General features: G+C 66.9%; 21 protein-coding genes. 5 read left to right on the top strand and 16 right to left on the bottom strand.

Translation table 11 applies throughout. The features are described from left to right. The first annotated feature begins 15 nt into the window (after nt 1–15). On the top strand, nt 16–789 hold the full coding sequence (locus G3I77_RS02080; RefSeq protein ID WP_248500677.1) for a glycosyltransferase family 2 protein: 774 nt from the start codon (nt 16–18) through the stop codon (nt 787–789). Between the two features lie 133 nt (nt 790–922). Here G3I77_RS02080 and G3I77_RS02075 read toward each other — a convergent pair whose 3' ends face one another. The 7 genes from G3I77_RS02075 to G3I77_RS02045 all read right to left on the bottom strand — a co-directional run bounded on the left by G3I77_RS02075 (nt 923) and on the right by G3I77_RS02045 (nt 6393). Beyond that, on the bottom strand, nt 923–1825 hold the full coding sequence (locus tag G3I77_RS02075) for a TauD/TfdA family dioxygenase (RefSeq protein ID WP_248500676.1): 903 nt from the start codon (nt 1823–1825) through the stop codon (nt 923–925). A gap of 279 nt (nt 1826–2104) precedes the next feature. Then, nucleotides 2105–3028: an endonuclease/exonuclease/phosphatase family protein gene (locus G3I77_RS02070; protein WP_248500675.1), complete on the bottom strand. Its 924-nt coding sequence runs from the start codon at nt 3026–3028 to the stop codon at nt 2105–2107. Beyond that, the gene (locus G3I77_RS02065) at nt 3025–3969 is read right to left on the bottom strand and encodes an endonuclease/exonuclease/phosphatase family protein (protein WP_248500674.1); all 945 of its coding nucleotides are present in this window, start codon (nt 3967–3969) and stop codon (nt 3025–3027) included. Before G3I77_RS02065 ends, G3I77_RS02070 begins: the two co-directional genes overlap by 4 nt. 192 nt (nt 3970–4161) lie before the next feature. Continuing rightward, on the bottom strand, nt 4162–4572 hold the full coding sequence (locus tag G3I77_RS02060) for a hypothetical protein (protein WP_248500673.1): 411 nt from the start codon (nt 4570–4572) through the stop codon (nt 4162–4164). 296 nt (nt 4573–4868) lie between these two features. Further along, complete coding sequence (locus G3I77_RS02055) at nt 4869–5300, bottom strand: DUF6415 family natural product biosynthesis protein (RefSeq protein ID WP_248500672.1); 432 nt, start codon at nt 5298–5300, stop codon at nt 4869–4871. Next, the gene (locus G3I77_RS02050) at nt 5297–5794 is read right to left on the bottom strand and encodes an ATP-binding protein (protein WP_248500671.1); all 498 of its coding nucleotides are present in this window, start codon (nt 5792–5794) and stop codon (nt 5297–5299) included. Before G3I77_RS02050 ends, G3I77_RS02055 begins: the two co-directional genes overlap by 4 nt. After that, complete coding sequence (locus G3I77_RS02045) at nt 5794–6393, bottom strand: hypothetical protein (protein WP_248500670.1); 600 nt, start codon at nt 6391–6393, stop codon at nt 5794–5796. Before G3I77_RS02045 ends, G3I77_RS02050 begins: the two co-directional genes overlap by 1 nt. 216 nt (nt 6394–6609) lie before the next feature. Between G3I77_RS02045 and G3I77_RS02040 the strand changes: the two genes are divergently transcribed. Genes G3I77_RS02040 through G3I77_RS02030 form a run of 3 tightly spaced genes read left to right on the top strand, consistent with a single transcriptional unit; the run spans nt 6610 to nt 9027 of the window. Continuing rightward, nucleotides 6610–7950, top strand: coding sequence for a hypothetical protein (locus G3I77_RS02040; protein WP_248500669.1), 1341 nt, complete (start codon nt 6610–6612; stop codon nt 7948–7950). 23 nt (nt 7951–7973) lie between these two features. Beyond that, on the top strand, nt 7974–8519 hold the full coding sequence (locus G3I77_RS02035; RefSeq protein WP_248500668.1) for a GNAT family N-acetyltransferase: 546 nt from the start codon (nt 7974–7976) through the stop codon (nt 8517–8519). 13 nt (nt 8520–8532) lie between these two features. Then, a complete protein-coding gene (locus G3I77_RS02030) occupies nt 8533–9027 on the top strand; it encodes a gamma-glutamylcyclotransferase family protein (protein WP_248500667.1) in 495 nt (164 codons plus the stop codon). Nucleotides 9028–9079: 52 nt separating this feature from the next. Here the strand turns inward: G3I77_RS02030 and G3I77_RS02025 are convergent, their stop codons facing one another. The 7 genes from G3I77_RS02025 to G3I77_RS01995 all read right to left on the bottom strand — a co-directional run bounded on the left by G3I77_RS02025 (nt 9080) and on the right by G3I77_RS01995 (nt 13865). Then, nucleotides 9080–9535 (bottom strand): hypothetical protein, encoded by a 456-nt coding sequence (locus G3I77_RS02025; protein WP_248500666.1) that lies wholly within the window; start codon nt 9533–9535, stop codon nt 9080–9082. 384 nt (nt 9536–9919) lie between these two features. After that, nucleotides 9920–10729 carry a hypothetical protein gene (locus tag G3I77_RS02020; RefSeq protein WP_248500665.1) on the bottom strand — a complete coding sequence of 270 codons (810 nt, stop codon included), beginning with the start codon at nt 10727–10729 and terminating at the stop codon, nt 9920–9922. Between the two features lie 6 nt (nt 10730–10735). After that, nucleotides 10736–11062, bottom strand: coding sequence for a hypothetical protein (locus G3I77_RS02015; protein ID WP_248500664.1), 327 nt, complete (start codon nt 11060–11062; stop codon nt 10736–10738). Between the two features lie 73 nt (nt 11063–11135). Further along, nucleotides 11136–11510 (bottom strand): hypothetical protein, encoded by a 375-nt coding sequence (locus G3I77_RS02010; protein WP_248500663.1) that lies wholly within the window; start codon nt 11508–11510, stop codon nt 11136–11138. Nucleotides 11511–11522: 12 nt separating this feature from the next. Beyond that, nucleotides 11523–12566: a major capsid protein gene (locus G3I77_RS02005; protein WP_248500662.1), complete on the bottom strand. Its 1044-nt coding sequence runs from the start codon at nt 12564–12566 to the stop codon at nt 11523–11525. A 12-nt stretch (nt 12567–12578) separates the two neighbouring features. Beyond that, entirely contained in the window at nt 12579–12992 is a 414-nt protein-coding gene (locus G3I77_RS02000) for a head decoration protein (protein ID WP_248500661.1), read from the bottom strand. A gap of 186 nt (nt 12993–13178) precedes the next feature. Beyond that, a complete protein-coding gene (locus G3I77_RS01995) occupies nt 13179–13865 on the bottom strand; it encodes a hypothetical protein (RefSeq protein WP_248500660.1) in 687 nt (228 codons plus the stop codon). 283 nt (nt 13866–14148) lie between these two features. Here G3I77_RS01995 and G3I77_RS01990 point away from each other — a divergent pair, with 283 nt between their 5' ends. Further along, nucleotides 14149–15543 carry a deoxyguanosinetriphosphate triphosphohydrolase family protein gene (locus G3I77_RS01990; RefSeq protein WP_248500659.1) on the top strand — a complete coding sequence of 465 codons (1395 nt, stop codon included), beginning with the start codon at nt 14149–14151 and terminating at the stop codon, nt 15541–15543. A gap of 35 nt (nt 15544–15578) precedes the next feature. On the opposite strand, the gene G3I77_RS01985 is transcribed toward G3I77_RS01990, so the two are convergent. Together G3I77_RS01985 and G3I77_RS01980 are read right to left on the bottom strand one after the other, a co-directional pair. Further along, entirely contained in the window at nt 15579–17381 is a 1803-nt protein-coding gene (locus G3I77_RS01985) for a hypothetical protein (protein WP_248500658.1), read from the bottom strand. A gap of 41 nt (nt 17382–17422) precedes the next feature. After that, nucleotides 17423–18514, bottom strand: coding sequence for a TIGR02391 family protein (locus G3I77_RS01980; RefSeq protein WP_248500657.1), 1092 nt, complete (start codon nt 18512–18514; stop codon nt 17423–17425). Nucleotides 18515–18587: the final 73 nt, after the last annotated feature.

Here is an 18587-nt window from a genome sequence, read left to right as displayed (position 1 = left end):
GCAAGGAGAAGTGCTGTGCCCCTGGTGTCTGTCGTGATGCCCGTGTACAACTCGGCAGCGACCCTCGGCGCAGCCGTCCGATCGGTGCTCACGCAGACCCACAGCGACCTGGAGCTGCTGGTCACCGACGACCAGTCCTCCGATGGCTCCATGGACCTGCTCCGCGAGTTCGCCGAGCAGGACGAGCGCGTTCTGCCGGAGTCGGCACCCGAACGGGGCGGTGCGGGCCGGGCACGCAACCTGGCGATTCAGCGGGCCCGCGGGGACTACATCGCCTTTCTCGACAGCGACGACATGTGGCTTCCGGAGAAGACCGAGAAGCAGCTCGCCTTCGCCGCGGAAGGTGATGCGCCGCTGACGTTCACCTCGTACTTCAAGATGGACGCCGACTACGACGGCGAGAGCACCGACTGGGTCCCGAACGGGCGGATGATCCGTGCGCGGGAGCGCGTGGACTACCGCGCGATGCTGGTCCGAGACCACATCGGTGCCCTCACCGCCATGTACGACCGCAATGTCCTGGGCACGAGGCTGATGCCGGAGATGCGCAAACGGCAGGACTACGCCCTCTGGCTGTCGATCATGCGGGACGGCGCTGACGCCCGGGGCCTGGATGAGCCGCTTGCGGTGTACAGGGCGCACCAGGCGGGATCGTTGTCCTCCAACAAACTGTCGCTCGTGCAATACAACTGGGCCCTGTACCGCGAGCACGAGCGTCTGTCGGTCCCGCGGGCGACGCGGGCGCTGGCCGGCGCCGTGTGGCAGTCGCTGTACAACTCGCGCATATAGGTCCGTGCGCCGGGAGCCCGTTGCGCGACCGTTTCCGGGGGTGCCCGACCGGGCCCCGCCCCGTGGCCCTGCCACGTGCTCGGGGGCTGGACCCGAGGGCGGGACTCGGTGGGTCACCGGTGCTGTCGGCCGGCTACGCGGCCGAGCCATCGCCGGCCCTCGCGCGCAGGAACAACTGGAGGAGCAGCCGCCGGTCGGAGACCGGGACGGTTTCCTGACCGTTGTGGAGCGCCTCCCGACCGTGCAGGAAGCGGCGCTGGTTCACGATGAGGTAGTCCCCGGGCTGAAGCATGAAGGAGACCTGACCCCGGACGAGCTCCTCGGCGAGTTCCTTGGCGGCGTCGGCGTGCGCCTGGCCGAGCTCGGACCTCTCCAGCATCTTGGCGGTGAACCGGACGAACCCCTCGCCCGGGTCGGAGCCGTCCAGGATCGGAAACGGCTTGTACTCCTCGCCCACGCCGAACAGGTCGAAGAAGGTCCCGTAGTGGTAGGCCGACTCGGCCAGCAGAGCGCGGCTGTCCTCCGACAGCCGCGCCACCGCCGCGTGGGCGTCGGAGAGGATGCTGGGGCCGCCGCCGAGTGGGTCGCGGCGAACGCACAGGAGCGTGGTGTAGTCCGGGGGCAGGGTCCCGTTCACCAGGTCCATGTGGAACGCGTTGTACCCGATGCCGCTGGACTTGCCGGGGTCCTTGTCGACCTTGACCCCGATGTCCTTCCAAAGGGGCCACCGCGGGAAGGGCGAGAAGGGGACAGCCACCTCGGCCGCGAAGCCCGTCACCAGCCGCAGGAACCGGTCATCGTCGATCCCCAGTGCCTTGGCGAGGTTTCCCAGGCGCAGGACGGCGTATCCGCCACCCTCTCCGGTCAGCGCGTGGCGCAGCGTCGCGGCGGTCTCCTCGACCTGCGGCGTTGCCGTCAGCTCGGTCCGGTACCGCTCCATGGTGGACCGCGCCAGGAACGAACCGTCCACTTCCCAGGGTGGGAGAGAACGGTCGATCAGAGCGGCTTCGAGTTCACTCGGGATGTCGATGAACACGCGGAGCTTCCTTCTCTCTTGGGGTCTGGGGGTGTCGCTCTGGTGCTGCTGCCGCCCTGGGGTGCCGGCGGTCCGACAGCGGGTGGGTCTCGTGAGGCCGTGAGGCCTCGGGGGCAGCGATCAACTGTCGAATCGCGTGCCAAGTGGGCCGGCGGTGGGGCCCAGGAGGTATAGCCCCAGCGCCGCGTCTCCGCCCGCACCGAATGCCGTCTGTCGTACGGGCAGAGCTTGTTACCGCCGGGCGGCCAGGGTGGGCATCCGTCCCACCGAGCGGCAGTCTCAGGGGGCGACCAGCGACTCGAGCGCGCTCGGCTGCTGGTTGAGGATGTCCGAAAGGCGGTCGCCGTCGAGCGCGACCCGAACGATGTGGTGGTCCGAAACCTCCTCGGGGACCTCCATCACATCCACGCCAGTCACCGCGTCCAACAAGTCGGTGGTGGCGTAAAGGCGGTCGATGCGAGAGTCCGGCCCGTGCGTCTCGCAGGCGTTGACCGTTCGGGAGACTGCTGCCTTGTCTCCGTGCTTGGCAGACCAGTGGCGGGCCACGTCCTCCAGGCCGGCGGTGCGCAGCGCCTCATCCGGGCGGGTATCCATTACCCGGGCACCGTCCGGGCCTATGAACGAGCGGTGTAGGCGGTGCGGCCTATCTTTGATCTCGTTCAGCACCGGCAGCGCGGGGTCGCCCTCGATGCCGGGGACTGGATAGCTGTTGTTGTCGCCAGCGACGAGACACGGCATCCGTACGGTCTCGCCCTGTGGGGTGGTCCACTTCTTGTCGGCCCACGTCGACAGCCATTCCGCCTCGGCAGCACGGTTGGTGCTCGATGCGTAGTTGAGGTGGTACGAGGCCAGGGCGAGCGGTGTGGCTTCGGTGCCTGCGGGCAGGTAGCGCATGGTCAGCCCTGTGGGCGGCAGCACCCACATGGGGCCAGGCTTGGGCCACTCACGCACCGGGTGGAAGAAGCGCGGGTCGGCGAAGATCGCAGTGCACGATTCCGGGCCGAGCCAGCCGCGCATACCGAGAACGCCCTCCAGCTCATACAGGATCGCGTTGCCGTCGGCGTCCGCGCGCCACATCTCCTGACGAAGCACCAGGTGCGGGCTAAGGGACACCAGCAGCTCGTGCGCCTGAAGGCGCTTGGCGGAGTCTCCACCACCGTTGTTCTCAAAGTTCCAGGACAGCACGGTGATTCGGGTGCTCATGCTGCAACCGCCTTCTCACCAGGGGTCCCAGACAGGGCACGGCGCAGCTTGGCGAGGCTGAAGGTGGCGACAACAGGGGCGTGGTCGGATACCTCGCGAACGTCGTCGATGACGATGACCTCCAGCCTGGTCAGGGCCTCGGCTACCTGCGGGGTCGCATAGATGCGGTCGATCCGCCGCATCGGGCCTTGGTCCGTGCGCCACAGCGATGCCGTGGGGTCGAGCGCATCCGGCTGGCCGAGCACGGTCGCGGCGTGGTGCCCCAGGTCCTTGAAGACCGGCGGTCGCCCGTCGTGCTCGCCAGCGAGGATCTCGTCCGGCCGGGTGTCGGAGACGCGTTCGCCTCCCCGCTCGATCGTGCGGGCCTCAAAGTGCGACCGGTCAGTGATCTTGTCCCAATCGGGTAACGCGGCTGTCTCGTCGTCGGATCGGTGTGGATAGGAGTTGCAGTCGCCGCCGATGATCGCCGCCATGCCCGGTTGCCCCAACATGGCAAGACGCTTCGCTTCGCTCGCCCGTTGGGCTGGGTCGAAGGAACACAAGTGGAATGAGGCCAGGCTCAGCGTCGACGGCGCGCCCTTGAGCCGTACGACCGGATTGCAGATCGGATGCCACATGCTGGTGACGTGCTCGAAGTATTGGACGGGCGTACACAGAGACGGGTCTGTGTAGACACCGGTCGGATTGGCTGACTCAGGGGTGGCAGTAGCGAGGAACGCAGTGTGCGCCGGGCCGTTGCCGCCGAGACGAGCAGCCTCCGCCCATATCGCTCGCCCGCCGAACATGTCCCCGCGGGTGATCTCCTGGCGGAGGAGTACGTGCGGCTGGAGTTCAACGAGGACGTCCATGGCCAGGTGCCATTTGGCATCATCACCACTGTTGCTGATGCCGTTGTGCTCGACGTTCCACGAAACGACGCGGAACTCATCGGTCGAGTTCAACAGGTTCCTCTCCTTCGGGGTCTTGAGGTGTCTTCGGATGCCGTTCTAAACGTCCGGCTGGCGCTGGGGCCTATGGGGGACGTGGGCCCCAGCGCCGTTCCTCCGCCCGCGCCGAATGCCGTTGTCGTACGGGCGGAGCTTGCTGCCTGCCTGATGGCCACAGAGCCGGTCGTGTGGTCACCGGGCAGGGGTCTATGCGGCGGCGGGCGCCGCCAGGTCCTCGAGCAGCTCGTCGAGGCCGACGGCGCGGAACGACTGGAGGCGGCGAACCAACTGCGAGGCGAGAAACGTCCCGATGTTCGCGTGGCCGTACGGCAAGGGCGCGTCCGGCTGGGCGACGACCTTCACGCCTCCGTCGTCGAGGCCGTACAGGGTGCCGTGCACGCCGTATAGGGGCGCGCTCCTGGCCAGGAACACCATCGGGTTGTCCTCCAGGTGCGGACAGAGCTTCGCGGCTGCACGGGCGTGCTTCCGGCACACGGGCGGCTGATTCGTGAGAATGCTCGCCTGAGTCGGGTCGTGGTCCCTGGGGCCGGCGAGAAAGATGAAGCCGAGCGGCGTCCGGGCGGGGAGCGAGCAGATCTGACAGAGCATCGTCTGCATGCACACCATCTGCCGGTGGGGGTGCATCAACTTCCATTGCGGTTCGCCGGTGATTCGGCCTTGCGCGTCGACGGGATTCCAGCCGCACCGCGCCCACAGGGCGCCTCGCGGGTCTCGATCCCTGGGGTCCTCGTCTCGGTAGTACAGCCGCGGACCGGACGAGTGCCGGATGATGAAGAGGTTTTCTGGCGCAGCGTCTTCCCCGCCCCTCTGGGTGATGTAGGGCACTAGGGACAGGCGTGGGTCCCGAGGGTCTATGGCCCGCGGGTTGTACGCGAGTCTGAGGGACGGGAAGGTCACGGCTCCTCCGTAAGGCACTGGTTCTCCACCAGCAGTTCGAGGAGTTCGTTGAGCGTCCACGCCATCTGTCGGACGTGTCCGACGGCCCGGCGGTGGTCGCTGGGTACTTCCTCGGATCGGATGGTGCGGCCCCGCTCGACGAGGTCGGCTATTCGCTGGTCCTTCTGGTCCATCTGGGAGGTGAGGGCGAGGTTGACGAGTCGCATCAGGTGGCCGCGGAGCCGCTGCGCGTGCTCCTCGGCCTCGTCCTCGGAGGGCGTGTAGTCGTCCAGGACGGCCGCGACGTCGTCGAGTAAGGAGCCGTCGACGTACGGGGCCCACCGCTGCACCTTCTCCAGGACCCTTTTCAGTCCGGCCTCGGTGAAGGGCGGCACGGCCGCACGCACGGGATGGGCCCAACCGGAGGCCAGAGCGGGGATGGCCGTCACTGGGACTCCTTCGGCACGGCCTTCGGGTCCTCCGGAACGGCGAGGCGGCACCAGGTCTTCGCGCCGGCGTCGCTCGTCCCCCAGGTCCCGCCGCACTCTTTGACCACTGCTTCGACCAGGGCGAGGCCACGCCCCGACTCGGCGTTGGCGCTCACCCGTCTGGGCGCCCCGTGACCTGCCATGCCGTCGATGACGTCGATGTGCAGGAAGCCGTCTCGTACGGCCATCACCAGGCCGACTCTGACGGTTCCGCTGTGCAGTACCGCGTTGGTCACCAACTCGGAGACGAGGAGCGTCACCTCGTCGATCAGGTCTTCCAAGCCGCAGTACCGGACTTGGGCGGCGGCGATCCTGCGAAGGACGCGTACGCCGTGGGCGTCTGCCTTGCGGAGCGGGCCGTTACCGCGGTGGGGCGCGACGTCGATCCACTGGTCCATCAGGTCCGTGTCGCGGAGGGGGACTGCGCGGGACGGTCGTACGGCTGTCGTCGTCATCACGTCCTCTTGGGGGATGGCAGGGCCGACGGGGATGGCAGGACCGACCTGACTGCTGACACAGCCCTGCTGAGGGGAGTCCGCTCTACGGGCGCGAGGAGAGCACCCGCCTCGGAGAGGCATCGTGCGAGCGGGACGGGGCTGGTGAGCAGCGGCGCTCCGCCGACGGACTGCTCGCCGTCGGGCGGCACCAGCCAGCGCACGAGCCCAGCCGTCGGCCGGGGCACGAGCGCGGGCACGAGAATCGCGTGCCCCTCGCCAAGGCAGGCCGGCCGGGGGAGCCGTTCGGGCCACTGCGAGGCCGCCATCAGGCCGTACCAGCCCACCCCTGTACCGCGCGGTACCAACACGGCTGCGGAGCGAAGGTTGGAGAACAGCACGGCCGGCCCGAGCGGCTGCTCGTACTGGTCGAGGAGCCGATACGCCGCCTCGACCAGGGATCGGTCAGACAGCACGATGTCGAAGGTCACGCCGCACCCGAGGCGCCGCGGCAGGTAACGGTTCTCGCGCCAGCGGGCAGTGGCCATCTCCGGGTGCGCTGTCGCCGCGGAGAGCCACGCGGACACGGTCTCGTGCTCGGCGATCTCGCGGGTCTTCATGAGCCCTCCCGGCACCACGACGGCACACGCGGTGTGTGCGGCGTGACCCAGTGCAGCGAAGACGCCAGGCGGTGAACAGGTCTTTTCGCCGGAACTCTGTCCGCCTCCTACCCGCCCTTTGCCCGCCCTTTCGCCCGCCCTTTCCTCCTGACCAGGGCTTTCAGTTGACGAACCCTCACGCACCGCCACGGGAGTCGCTACCGTGAGGCGGACCAGATGGCGATGGGGGCGGTGGAGATGCGTGAACTCAAGCGATTACGCGAGCACGCGAACCTGACGCAAGAGGAGATGGTCGACCACCTCACCACCCTTGCCAAGCGCCTCTTCGCCGAGCGGCGGATAGGCAAGCTCCCGACCTTCACCGTCCGCCAACTCTCGAAGTGGGAGAGCAAGGAGCCTCCACCGTGGCCGCACCCCGACGCCCGCGCGGTGCTGGCCGCCTACTGGAAGCGCCCCGTCGAGGAGCTAGGTCTGCGGCCACGGAGCGTCAAGAGCGACGGTGGCCCCATCGTCCTCACCCCAGTGCCCCTGATCGCCCAAGAGCCCGCAGTCGGCCCCCTGCTGGTCGCCACCAGCCCGGCCCCCCTCACCGACGAGGCGCCGCCGTGGCTGGCCGAGACCGCCACCGGCACCGACCGGCCCGGCGAGTGGCGGATCGTCCCGGAAGAGGTGTCATTCCTTTCGGCCGCCGCGGATGACAACTACGCGATCGACCAGCAGTTCGGCGCCAACAGGCTGTGGCGGCCGACCCGGGCGCACCTGCTCTGGACTCACCACATGATCGACCGAGGTATCTACGATGACGCCCTGGGCCAGCAGCTCCATGCTCTGGCGGGCAAGCTCACCACATCGCTCGGATGGTTCTGCTACGACGCCGGCCTCCAGGACAAGGCCCGCCAATACTTCTCCGAGGCCCTGAACGCGGCCAACTACACCAGCGACGACAAGCTGGCCAGTCGCACGCTGAGCAACATGTCCCGACAGGCCGTCGACCTGAACAAGGGCCGTGAGGCCGTGCGCTTCGCCAAGCTCGGACAGCGGCATGCGGAACTGTGGGACGCGCCCACCCGCGTCATAGCTCTCCTCGCGATCCGAGAGGCACAGGGTTACGCCCGCCTCGGTGACACTCTCAACTGCGAGGCTGCCATCAAGCGGGCCTGGAAGGAGTGGGAGCGCGGTGGCGACGAGCGAGACCCGGACTGGGCCCTGTTCCTCAACCTCGCAGAGCTGACCTGTCTTGAAGGCATGTGCCGCCTCGACCTCGGCCAAACGGCCCGCGCGCAGGCGCTACTGGCCCGGTCTGAGGCGATGCAGGATGCCGCCCATTCCCGAAACCGCGGGATGTGCCTCGGTCGGCTCTCGGTCGCGGCGGTGGAGAACGGTGACGTCGACCATGGCCTTGCGGCTGCCACCGAAGCCCTACGGCTCGTCGAGAGCGGCATGTCCTCGACCCGGACCGCCGCGCAGTTGAAGATCGTCCATAACGGGATGCTCCCCCATCAGCGCGCCCGCGGGGTGGGGGACTTGCTCGAACAGATCCGGGCTCACGTCGCGTGAGTGAGAAAAGGAGAGTGCACACAGTGGCACCGCAGTTCCAGCGGCACGATGCGAAGTCGGCGAAGGGCATAACCTCCGAGCTGGTCGACGTCTACGCCCACGTGTACGACGTCCCGCCGTACATCGGAGACCCCTTCTTCTCCGCCGATTCCTTCCGGGAGCGATTGGAGGCGGCGTACGACACCCCCGGGTTCGAGACCGTGACCGCCTGGCAGGACGGCCAAATCATCGGGTACGTACACGGCGCGACCTTGCCCGCAGACAAGCCCTGGTGGACGTCACTCGGCAACAGGCGGCCGAACGACCTCGTCGTCCTGGCCGACGCCGGCGGAATCTTCTGGCTCCGGGAACTGATGGTGCTCCCCGAGTTCCAGAACAAGGGGCTCGGCCGCCAGATCCACGACACGGTCATTGCTGGCCGCGCGGAGACCGCCACGGCACTGACGTGCATCGTCGATAACCAACCTGCCCACGATGCATACCTGCGGTGGGGGTACACGATTATGGGACAGATCAAGCACGCCCCAGAGTCGCCCGTCTATGACGCGATGTACCTGCCCTCTCCCTGAGACCGGAACGCCAATGATGCAGACGATAACCAGCCCCGCCCCGGTCCCGGAGACCTCTGGTCGCCGGGACCGACTCGCGCAACACCCCGACGTGCTGTTCTGCTACGGCACGCTGCAGTTCGACGCCGTCCTCAAGGCCCTGTTGGGGCGGATACCCGAGCAGGCCCCAGCGGCTGCTCCCGGGTACCGCGCGGCCGCGCTCGTGGACCGCCTCTATCCCGGGCTCGTCGTGCGCGCTCTCGGCGGCTCCGCTTCCGGAGTGCTCCTGACCGACCTGAGCAACGAGGAGTGGCGCATCCTCGACGCGTTCGAGGACGAGCGGTACGACCTTCGTGAAGTGACCCTGTCCACCGGTGCGACCGGGTGGGCCTACATCTGGCCGGGCGGCGACGTCCTCGACGAGGATTGGAACGCCGCGGAGTTCGAGGCCAAGCACCTGTCCGCGTACGCCGCGCGGTGTGCCCGGCTCGCCCCCGGGCTAGCCGCGGGAAAGCCAAAGGACGAGTAGGCCGGCGGCATCCGGCGGGCCCCGGCCGCGCGCGGATGCCGCTTCGTTTCTGCTACTTGATCGGGTTCTCGTCGAGCCAGTCGGACAGGTCGTGCGCGGACCCAAGCACCTTCGGCCGGTTCGTGCCGTACGCCGTGGCGCCCTGGTCCTCACCCACAGAGATGCCGTCCTCCATGGTGTCGATCAGGGCGTACGCGTCCGTCCAGAAGTCGGCGCCCACGGACTTCTCCGAGTTCATCGCCTTCCGCAGGTCGCGCGCGGGCTTCATGAGCGCCTGCATCTGATCCCAGCACGTAGCTGGCTCCTGCTCGAGACAGCCGCCGTCCGTGTCGAACTTCGTCACCGCATCCTGGAACGTGGTGGTCGCGGCTTCCACGCTCACCGTCTTCGCCTTCGCGGCCGGCTTGGCGTCGTCCTGGTCGTCCGAGCTGCTGCAGCCACTCACGGCCGCCACGGTCGCGGCCAGGAACAGCCCGGCGACAGTCTTCCCCCATGTGTGTCTCCCCATGACGGAGGATCATCCCACGAGCTACCGACACGGACACGACAAGGAATTGCCAACCGCCAGGGCCCTCCCCCGAAGTGTCCCGCACTACGGCTCCTTGCCCCCACCTCCCTTGCACCGCGCAGAGCCTTGCGGCCACGGCCATACACAGCGCGCACGCCCCGCCTGCGATCAGCATGGCCACGATGCTGGCAAAGACCACGAGGCCAATGCTCGCCCCGCCGAATCACCGCCGCCGCCAGCGGCTGCCAGGCTGCCCTCGACGCCGAGCGGTATCTCGCTGCCCGGGCAGCAGGCGAGACGGACAGGAACTGGTCGTCGCCGTCAGCGCATAGAAATAGAAGCAGGGCGCTGCCCCGTCCAGACACCCCTCCGGACACGTCAGACCTACATCAGATCCGGACGTGGGCCGAACCCCCGCCGACAGCGCGGATGGGAGATCGGCCACTCCGCAGCGTCCTCGATGGTCCGCACTGTGCGGTTGGCCTTGTCGGTGTCCTGATGTGTGGTCCAGCCGCAGTCGAGCCCATCGAAGACTTCAACCATCGTGACGCCCGCCTGGCGGGTCCGGTTGAGGGTGCCGGCGTTGTAGGCGACGGCCGACTTGGCGAGGGTAGCGGCCTCGGCCCAGGCGCGGACTGGGACGCGAGCGCCGTTGCGGTAGACGACGTGGGTCAGGTCGTGCTCGGCGGCGAGTCTGACCGCCAGTTTCGTCGCGGACTGCTTCGCCGTCATGTTGCCCGCCGCGAGCAGCGGGACCTCTCGGCGGGCCGCCTCTCGCGCCGCTCGATAGAACTGGTTCGCCATTCGCTCGGCTTCCTGGGAGCGGCGCAGGAAATCGGCGTAGGAGTCGGACGCAAGCGACTGGAGGGCGTCGCGGTGGAAGGTGGTCCAGGTGAAGGTCACGTCGAGGGCCTCAGCGGCGGCTTGAGCGCCGGCGGCGTACAGCTGGGGCAGCTGCCGCTGGACGAACTGCCGGGCCTCTTGGTCGACGCGCTGGCGAAAGGCGCGGATCGCTTGCTTGAACTCTTCCAACGTCGCCACGGTGTGCGACGTCCTCGGGTTGTCGGCAAACTGGGTGAGGACGGCGCGCTGTTTGGCGGCAAGTCGCTGCCAAGCGTCCTCGAGTACGACCGCGACACGGCGGGCGATCTCGTCCGGTTCTCCGGGCACCAGCGGGGACCACTCGTACGGCACGCTGGTCTACCTGCACCGGCGAGCGCGCAACAGCGGCGCGGTCACGAGGTCAGTGTTTTCCTCTCCCTCGGCCAGTTCGTCCGGTGCGACCAGGTCCATGAGTGCGGTGATTTGGCGTTCGAGTCCTGCGAGGTTGTTGCTCTGGTCGATGGTGACCACGCCATCCACGGTCATGCGGAGCGGGTCGGTGAGTAGCTTCGCGCGTCGCTCGGCCAAGACCTCGTTCGCGACAGCGCGAGCGGAGGCCAGCCGCGCGTAGCGTGCGTCGAGGTCGGAGGTGTCAGTGGTGGGGCCGAGCTGAGCCAGCAGCCAGGCCCGTACAGCGACGTCCACGAGTTGCTCCTGTCGTACAGCGTGAGGCTCGGCGCCGTGGCGGTGCCGAGCCTCACCGGTGATGTGCCGCTACCTACGCACCTGTGCCAGCCGTCTTCGCGGCGCGTCGCCTTGGAGTCTTGGCGGGCTCCGGCTCCGGCTCCGGCTCCGGCTCCGGCTCCGGCTCCGGCTCCGGCTCCGGCTCCGGCTCCGGCTCCGGCTCCGGCTCCGGCTCCGGCTCCGGCTCCGGCTCCGAGGCAGGATCCGCCACGGTTGGCGCTTCTCCCGCCTCACCGCCTGCACCGATCTGGTTCGGGATGTCCTCCTCCGCTGAGGGAGCCTCCTCTGACCACGCGGCCGGGTTCGAGATGAGTAGGGCGAGCCGCTCGGGAACCTCCTCCCCCGCTTCCAGTCGGATCGGGCCCTGCTCGGGGTCTCGCAGGAATACCGTGCGCGCCAACTTCGGCATGGCCAACTCCCTTTAGAAGACCGTCGCGGCGATGTGGATGTCCGGCACGTACAGCACGGGCATTGCGGCAGCAGCGGAGATCGTGGACAGCTGGACGGGGGTACGGGTCTGCACGTGGGTGGTGATCACGATGCCGGGTGCCTCCTCAGCAGTGATGACTCCCTTGCCGCGCAGCTCGATCGCCTCGGCGGTCAGACCGTACTGGGTCTCGCCCCACTGTTCGCGGCGTGGCGGGATCATCGCCCACAGGGACTCCGGGGTCGTGCGCACCAGGTTGTCGCTGCTGTCGTACGCCTGCACGTCGTAGGTGGTTACAGGGGGCAGGTTGTACTTGGCGCGGACCCGGTTGACCTCCTCCGGAGCGAGCATCCCTGTCGGGATCTGCTCGGTGGACGGCGAGTTATGGAACGCGGCCCGGTACTCCGCCGTGGACCCGAGCAACGACAACGCCTTCTCCGAGCTGATGACCCGCTCGGGGCGCGGCGCACCGATGCTCTTCAGGTACTGAATCCACGCCAACTCGTCGGTGATCGGGGTGGCCGCATCCGACTGGGACCACGGCACCGCCACCATCGGCCGGTTGGCGGCCGGCACCTTCCAGTCCACGTCGAGGGCGACACCGGGCAGGGACACCACACCGGTGGACAGCATCTGTCCAGCGGCGATCTCCATGGCGGCCTTCGTGGCCTCCACATGCTGTTCCAGGTCGTCGTACAGCAGATCGAGGAACTCGCTGGTGTCGTGGCCGCGGTCGACAGCGGCCAGGATGATCTGGAGTTCGGAGAAGGGCAGTTCCTGACCGACCCAGGGCAGCATGCCTTCGTTAATGACCTGCTCGGCGCGCCGCTTGGCCAGCGCCGGCGCGGCTTCCCACGCGCGGAACTTCGCCGCGTTAACACGCCGCTTGCTGCTTTTCGTACGGAACTTGACGTTGTCGATGTTCCGTTCGGCGAACACCTCACGGGTGAGGAGGTAGTCCTCCGGCGTAGTGATCGCTCGGATGAACGCCTGGATGTCTTCGGGGACGATCGCCTCAAGAAGCTTCTCAAGTGCCATGGGGCTGCCTCCTTACCGGTAGTGGATGAACGCGGTCGTGTTCGCAGCGGCCGGGGGCGCGAACACGACGGGCAACTTCGACGCGTACACCTCGCCGCGCCACAGCAGTGCCCCCGCGGTCTTCGCAGAACCGGGCGTGAACGCAGTCTCAGCAACGAGAAATCCGGTGAGGACCTGCGTGCCGTCACTGGCCGAAGCATTGTAGGGCGCGTAGAGGCCAGATACGGTGAGCCGCCCAAGTGGTATGCCGGACTTGATGATGTGGCGGGGCTGCTTCTGCGTGCCCGCGATGTAGTGGGTGCCAGCCGTCAGCTTGCTGGTGTCGATAGTGATCGTGTGGGCTTCGTGGACGCCGTCCAGTGAAGCGAGCCAAGTCCGGTCGTCGGTGACCGTCGTGGCAGTGGTGAGGACCTGGTAGTCGCTCACGGTCTCTCCCTCGTGGGTACGGATCGGATTCCTCCCGCACCCGGCGCGAACTGCGAGGGGCGGTGTCCACGAAGTGACGACGGTCGAGCCGCGTCAGGGCGTGGTCCCTGATCAGCCCGACCAGGTCCCGGAAGGGCTTCCACGGTTTGAAGGGCGTGGTCCCAAGGCCATGTCTTGTTGACGTGGTCAGTCGCTGATGAGCCCTCGCCGCCGCGCCATTTCGAGCCCCGCCGCTCCGCGCTGGGGTGGAATGCCTCCGCGCTTCGGCGGGCCGCCGGCGGGAGATCCGCCCGGAGCGGGCGGCACGGTCTCCCGGACGGGCCCGAACAACTCGGGTCGTCGCTCCTTGAGTTGTTCAGCGGCAGCGGCGACAGCCGTCTCGTCGGCGTCGGGCTGGTCGTGGAGGGCACGGTCGATCAGGAGCACTGCGTCGTCAAGGTCGTCCCCGGCCGCGCCGAGTCCCCCGATAGCAGCGCGCCGAATGGCGGCGCGCTCCCTGGTCAGGGCCTGCGCCTCGCGGGCCTCGGCTGCCTTCAGCTTCTCTTCGGCGGCCTGCTCGCGGCGCTCGACCTCGGTCATCGCGGCCTGGTCGGCGTCACGCTTCGTGGTGATGAACTCGGTCAGTGCCTCGGAAGTGTCGAAGCCGAGGTCGCCGAGCAGCTTCTTCACGGCAGCCCGGCCACCCTGGGTCTTCTCTCGGGCCAGCAGCCGCGACAAGTCGTCCTGGGTGACGCCGCCGCTCGGGGGGCTGCCCTCGTCACCCGGCTTGTTGGAGTCGTCTTCCGGCGAGGCACCGAGGATGGGATAGATCGGCCGCCCATCACGGCGGTGCCCGACCGGGTCGAGCGGGTTGGGGAGCGAGGGGCGCGTCATGCGTGAACCATCCACAGGTCTCCAGCGCCCCCGCGCCGTTGATCAGTGTAGCGGCGAGCTGCTTCTAGCCAGTAGTTCGTCCTCTGCTCGTCGACGCGCCTCCGGTCGCTCGGACCAGCCATTCGACGTAGCGTTGACAGTACAGCGGATAGCTGCAGCATCTTGGTCGTGTAGCTTTGTTGGCTGTGGTCGACGGCCTGCAATTCGGCGCGTTTATCTATCCGCAGTGCGAATCCATTCCGGAACCCGCCCACAGTGGAGCACCTTCCAAGAGGAATGCACCATGAGGAATTTTGCCGACGATTACGACCCTCCCCTGGCAACCGATCGAGCCTACGAAGGAAGGCAGGGGCAGGAAGACAAATACGGGCGCAGACCTTTCGAGAAAGACAAGGATCGAATTCTCTACTCCTCGGCATTTCGCCGACTGGCTGGGGTAACCCAAACCTCCGCCGTCAACGAGCGCCGCCTTCTTCACAATCGCCTTACGCACAGCCTAAAAGTAGCCCAGATCGGAAAGAGGATCGCTAATCGACTCTCGCGCCAAGACCCGCAGAGCGCAAGAGAAATCGGCTTGGACGCCGATATTGTGGAAGCCGCCGGACTTTCCCACGATCTAGGACACCCGCCCTTCGGCCACACGGCAGAGAAGGTTCTCAATTCTCTCCTGGAGGGCCACGGCGGATTTGAGGGCAATGCCCAAACATTCCGCATCCTGACTAAGCTATCGGTGCGACGTCGACCGAAGGCGCGGGGTCTAGATTTGACCCGCGCAATGCTTAACGGGGTCCTCAAGTACCCGCAAAAGAGGGACGAGGAAGAAGACGGGCAGGAAGCGGTGCCCTGGACGGATCGGAGTGTCGGCAGGAAGTGGGGCGCCTACGAAACCGAGGCAGACGATCTCGAATTTGCGCGCCGAGGAAGCACCGGGAAAATACGACACGCTAATGCCATAGTGATGGATTGGGCGGATGATATAGCATTCGCGACACACGACCTCGATGACTACTTCCGCGCTGGCATGATACCGATGCAAAGCATCAGTAGAGACGTGGGAGCCATCATGGGCCACGCAGCTCGACGCCTTCACGACTATCCGGAATTCAATACAGACGAACTCTCAAACGCTTTCGACAGGGTCGCTAAGGGATACCCTGGAGGCCCATTCACCGGCACACGAACCGACCGATACGAGATACATCATTTCATCTCCAACGTGATCAAACGCTGCGTTGACCACGTAAGCATGGGAACAGGAACACCACAAATTACGATCGATCCTGACGTGCAATATGAGGTCGAGGTCCTTAAAGAGCTGACTTGGTTCTACGTGATCGAGAGTCCCTCACTGGCCACTCTCCAAGAAGGGCAGCGAAGACTGATTGCAGATCTGTACTGGATGCTGAACAACTGGCTCAATACTGCTGACAAGCGCACCGTAGCGCCTGGCATGACTGTACAAGTCGACAGGAGCCCCAGTTTCAGAACTCCCGCAGCTTTGGAATCGCTCACAAGAGGTCTTGACGAAGACCTCAGTGCCAATTCGATGCGCCGAGAGACAAAGCGCGCAAGGGCCGTGTGTGACTACATCTGCACACTAACAGAAGACCAGGCGTTTGACATGCATGAGCGGTTCACCGGCACGTATCGTGGATCACTGTTTGGAGCCTGGTTTTAGACTCATAACGGATCAAATTCCAGCGTCATCGCGACTCAGATATGCGGGATACCGGAGTCGGTCTTCGGCAGGCCGAGGTAGGTGCGAACGGCATCGTTATCTCCGGTGGCGTCGGCGAGGCGAGCCGCCGCGTCGAAGGCGCGGGACTGGATACGCTCGATTTCCGCCTGTGCGTCGTCAATTGGATATCCGGCGTCGATGAGCATGCGGACGCCGGTCTCGATGGACAACACATCGGCGCCCACGCCCTTTACCACCTCGTCGAGCACGGCGGCCCGGTCGGTCGGGGTGTGCGGCCCCCACATCAGACCTGCGGGCAGCGACTCCCCCGCGGGCCAGCCCGCGGCCTGCCCGGCTTGGTGGAGGCGCTGCACCATGCGCAGCAGGACGACGTACTTGTGGTTGCGGGCCAGGCGCATAGCGGCGACGAGCGAGTCGAGCGGTCCGAGCGCGAGCTGTAGGGCGTAGCCGGACGGCAGGGCGGTTGGGTCGAGGGTGCCAAGGCCGGCGGCGGTGAGGCGGCTATTCGCGGCGATACGGTCGAGGATGTGGTCGACGCGGGCCCGCAGTTCGGCGAGCTGCGCCGCGGTGTTGAGGACGTCCATGCGCCCGTTGTCGTTGAGCTGCCACACCGTCCCGGCCCGGACCTTGATCGGGAGCGGCTGGCCGGTGGCGCGGTCGATGGGCAGTCGGGCCCCGGCCAGACCGATGATCGGCGAGCCGGTGGTAGCCGAAGCGCCAGAGCTGTCGGTGTCCGTGGCGGACAGTTCGTCGAGGGCCTGGAGGACGGTGGCCACGGTGGGCTTGCCCCAGTGCTCTCCGCTGGCGGGGATGCTGTTCGTGATATGGATGACGGGGATGAAGTCCGCCATCAGGTCGAGCCTGTCGAGGACTTCCCCGTCCGAGCGGACTCGGTACCGGGCCTTATGCATCGGCAGGTCGTACAGCAGGTCGGCGTACTTAAGGTCGTCCAGGTCCCATTCCGCGTCAGTCAGGTAGCACGTCCACGGGGAGCGCCGGGTGGGTGCCCACGGGTAGGTACGGGTGATGAGTCCTGTGTCGGCGTCACGCGCATCGCCCGTGACCAGGACCGGGTCGCCGCTGTCGGTGTACAGGTACTCGCGTGCCGGACTGCCGTCCTTTGCCGCGCCGCGCCGACTGGCCGGTCCGATCGCTCCGAGTTCGTAGGTGACCCGCCGAAGCCTCGCCTTGAGCCCGCGCCGTTTGTCCTCAGGCAGTTCCCAGGCCAGGTGAACGCGCAGTGGGAACTCGGCACCGTCCTGCTCGCCGTCCTCCGGCCACTCCGGGAAGTACAGGCCCGGGTCCCAAGTGCGCAGCAGGACCCGGCCCTTCCCCGGGTCCCAGGCCAGGGTGTAGACGGCATCACCCAGCAGGATCGCGGTTCTCTCGGCCTGCTGAAGGCGCAGCGGCAGCATTTCCTTCTCCGCCCAGGCCCTCAGCTTGTCCTGTACGGCCAGCGCCGCGGCTGCCTCGGCGGTCGGCTCGTCGTCTGTGTGCTCCGCACCCCCCACGCTGATGACCTGCTGGGAGCCGAGGAGGTAGCCGAGCGCGGTGTCGACCAGCTTGGAGGCGTCGCCGAGTTCCCTCCGTTCGATGCCTGCCTCGTCATCGCCTGTCACGGCGGCGACTTGGCCGGCCTGGTTGGAGTCGTACGCGGCCAGGAGCCGGTAAGCGGCCAGGCGTCGCAGGTCCTCGTCGGGCACCCAGGATCGGGTCAGTTCCGCCCAGGTGTTACGGCCTGGTCGGCGCGGGTCGGCCATGGCTGGCTTGTAGTCCAGCCAGCTCCAGACGTCGGTGATCAGCTCGCGCAGGCCCACAGTGCCCCTCCAGGCAGTCGGCCCCGCGCCGCAAGATCAGGTTACGGGGTCCCGGCAGCCTGAGCAGCCTGGGTGTTGAGCTCGTCCTCTGCATGGTCGAGCCGTCGCATGAGAAGGCTCGCGAAGGCGAGCATTTCCTGTGCTTCTTCAGGGTCGTCGGCGTAGTGAGGGCCGTGCGCCCTCGGGTTCCGCAGTCCCGTCATCGCTCCCTTGAACAGGTCCCGGAAGCCTTCCCGCTCGCTTGGCAGCGACGGGCCTGCGGCCCGCGTAACCACGAGCATCGGCGTCGCTGACCCAAGTGCCAGCCCCATGAGCCGCGCCCCGACTTCGGGCAATCCGCTCAGGGATTGCACTCGGTGCTCCACAGCTTGGAAGGCCCGCATCACTGCGTCGGCGTGCTGCCCGTTCTCGAAGCGTTCAGCCGCTACAGCAGCCACTTCGGGGTGGAGAGGGATTGATACGGCGAACGGAGGTGTGCGCGACATCCGGAGCTGGGGTGGAGCAGCGAAGACCGGATCCGGGGGTGTCGGCGCAAGCAGCCCCTGCCGGGTGGTCCAGTACGCGAGCGCCGTGTCTGCAACACCGACAAACGCCCTGATCCGGCGATCGAAGTTCAGCGACCACCTGTAGTCGGCAATGTTAGTGCTCGAACCGCTGAACGCCGGCTCCACACCAGCCAAGAGGACGGCGCGATAGATGACGCGTGGATCCCCGGGAAGGGAGTTCTGTCCCAGCAGGTCGGGCAAGGTTTCCGCGTCGAGCGTACGGGCTGTGAATGGCGCACGGATGCCGCATTCGATCTCGGTAGCCAGATCAACCAGCCGAAGGTACATGTGCGTCTCGGGCTCAGAGTTCGAGCAGTTGAAGGCGCCCGCGAACGTGAGCTCAAACGTCTGGCCGGTGTTCACGCTCACGGGCATGTTCCAGTTGACGCCGTGCACCAGGTCGCTGGACAGCTCGGCCAGGGCCTCTTCCAGGTGAACGCCCTCTCGGAAGAGAAGAGTGTCGATGTGATCGACGGAGGGCCAGGCATCGGCGGCCTTGAACGCCTCCCACACCTTTTCGAGGAGTGCCCTGCCCTTGTCGCCGCTCGGCTCAGACACTCCTACCGCGGTCGAACTCGTCTGGCTCATGTGCACTCCCACCGCTGATCACCACGGTTTGCAGATTAGCGGTTGACTGGACTGGCGGCCCACCGAATAGGGG

This window comes from Streptomyces sp. D2-8, from assembly GCF_023184515.1.
GTDB lineage: Bacteria > Actinomycetota > Actinomycetes > Streptomycetales > Streptomycetaceae > Streptomyces.
This window is presented reverse-complemented; position numbering and strand designations above follow the sequence as displayed.